Source organism: Nonlabens arenilitoris, from assembly GCF_002954765.1.
In the GTDB taxonomy this organism is placed as follows: Bacteria; Bacteroidota; Bacteroidia; order Flavobacteriales; family Flavobacteriaceae; genus Nonlabens; species Nonlabens arenilitoris.
Map to the genome: position 1 here is coordinate 3297501 of NZ_MTPW01000001.1, position 2561 is coordinate 3300061.

A 2561-nucleotide genomic window follows, 5' to 3' on the forward strand; every position below is an offset into this window, starting at 1 on the left:
CCTTTGAGTTTCATTCTTGCGAACGTACTCCCCAGGTGGGTTACTTATCACTTTCGCTTGGCCACTCAGACGTCAATTCGTCCAAACAGCTAGTAACCATCGTTTACGGCGTGGACTACCAGGGTATCTAATCCTGTTCGCTACCCACGCTTTCGTCCATCAGCGTCAATATATTGTTAGTGATCTGCCTTCGCAATCGGTATTCTATGTAATATCTAAGCATTTCACCGCTACACTACATATTCTAACCACTTCACAATAATTCAAGACTAACAGTATCAATGGCAGTGCCGGAGTTGAGCCCCTGCATTTCACCACTGACTTATTAGCCCGCCTACGGACCCTTTAAACCCAATGATTCCGGATAACGCTTGCACCCTCCGTATTACCGCGGCTGCTGGCACGGAGTTAGCCGGTGCTTATTCTTACGGTACCGTCAGCTATCCTCACGAGGATAGGTTTCTTCCCGTATAAAAGTAGTTTACAACCCATAGGGCCGTCTTCCTACACGCGGCATGGCTGGATCAGGCTTGCGCCCATTGTCCAATATTCCTCACTGCTGCCTCCCGTAGGAGTCTGGTCCGTGTCTCAGTACCAGTGTGGGGGATCTCCCTCTCAGGACCCCTACCTATCGTAGCCATGGGGAGCCTTTACCTCTCCATCTAGCTAATAGGACGCATACTCATCTATCACCGTAACCTTTAATTATAAAATCATGCGATCTCATAATACTATGAGGTATTAATCCAAATTTCTTCGGGCTATCCCTCAGTGATAGGTAGATTGTATACGCGTTACGCACCCGTGCGCCGGTCGTCAGCAAAGAGCAAGCTCTCTCTGTTACCCCTCGACTTGCATGTGTTAGGCCTGCCGCTAGCGTTCATCCTGAGCCAGGATCAAACTCTTCATCGTAGAATCTTTTTAAAGATCATTTATTGATCTATATAATTAATACTACTTAATTAGCGTAATTGTGTTTATCTATATTAAATCTTACCAGAAAATATTATCAAAATATCTTCTTATTATTTATTTTGTGCTGTCAATCAAAATCTCAATGAACTACTTCAAATTATAAAATCAAAACTTTGCCAATCCTCTCCCGATTCTCGTACTAGTATTTTAACCTTCTCTGAAGAACTAACGCTCTACTTCTGACATCATGTCTGCTGCAAAGCGGGTGCAAATATACTCACGTTTTTCTCTATCAACCAAACTTTTTAACTAAATAAATTAAAATAATTTATAACACACATACAAACAACTAATTACAAATCATCCTATCCGAATTATTCTAACTCATATAACTTTATCAGGTAACGATATCGCAAATACATCAGAATACTTGAAACACTTAAATTAATTCAAAAAAATAATCACCGAATATCCATTATTTAATGGCTAGAAATTAAGTATATATTTTTAAAATGTCTAATTACATTTACTTGTAATTAGACATTTTTTTTAACAGGATCCTCTTTTTAACTAAAAGGATTTATTATAAATCTTAAGCCTTTTAGATTACATCATCGAGTAAAAATGGAAATCTGAAAATAACTCATCTAAATTAGCGAGATAGATAAAATCAAAAAATTAAACATAAAAAAGTCCCTACTAATTACTTAGTAAGGACTTAAAAGAAGGCGGCGACATACTCTCCCACAATAAAGCAGTACCATCTGCGCTAATGGGCTTAACTTCTCTGTTCGGAATGGTAAGAGGTGAGCCCCATCGCTATAACCACCTTAATGGTTCAGCTGAAACAATCAACTGTAAAAGTTGACATATTGAAATTTAAACGATAATAATAAACATGATATAAAAAGCTAAAGGGTAGAATACCTAAGCTTACGGGTAATTAGTATCACTCGGCTATGACATTACTGCCTTTACACCTATGACCTATCAACGTGGTAGTCTCCCACGACCCTTTAAAGAAATCTCATCTTGTGATGGGTTTCGCGCTTATATGCTTTCAGCGCTTATCCCTTCCCGACGTAGCTACCCAGCAGTGCTCCTGGCGGAACAACTGGTACACCAGCGGTCAGTCCAACTCGGTCCTCTCGTACTAAAGTCAGATTCACTCAAATTTCTTGCGCCCACTACAGATAGAGACCGAACTGTCTCACGACGTTCTGAACCCAGCTCGCGTGCCACTTTAATGGGCGAACAGCCCAACCCTTGGGACCTTCTCCAGCCCCAGGATGTGACGAGCCGACATCGAGGTGCCAAACCCCCCGTCGATGTGAGCTCTTGGGGAGATCAGCCTGTTATCCCCGGCGTACCTTTTATCCTTTGAGCGATGGCCCTTCCATACGGAACCACCGGATCACTATGCTCTTGTTTCCAACCTGGTCGACTTGTAAGTCTCTCAGTCAAGCACCCTTATGCCATTACACTCTACGCACGGTTACCAAGCGTGCTGAGGGTACCTTTAGAAGCCTCCGTTACTCTTTTGGAGGCGACCACCCCAGTCAAACTACCACCAAGCAATGTCCCCCGTTAGGGGTTAGGTCTCAAATAAGCAAAGGGTGGTATTTCAACAATGACTCCACAACGCC

Annotated in this window: 3 rRNA genes (1 of these 3 only partly in view); all 3 read right to left on the reverse strand. The window is 42.2% G+C overall.

Annotated elements, in window-relative coordinates:
- Positions 1 to 912, reverse strand: a 16S ribosomal RNA gene (locus tag BST92_RS14740); it reaches 613 nt to the left of the window's first position.
- 726 nt (positions 913 to 1638) lie between these two features.
- A 5S ribosomal RNA gene (rrf, locus tag BST92_RS14745) occupies positions 1639 to 1748 on the reverse strand.
- An 89-nt stretch (positions 1749 to 1837) separates the two neighbouring features.
- Positions 1838 to 2561: ribosomal RNA gene (locus BST92_RS14750) — 23S ribosomal RNA — on the reverse strand; the annotation flags it as partial.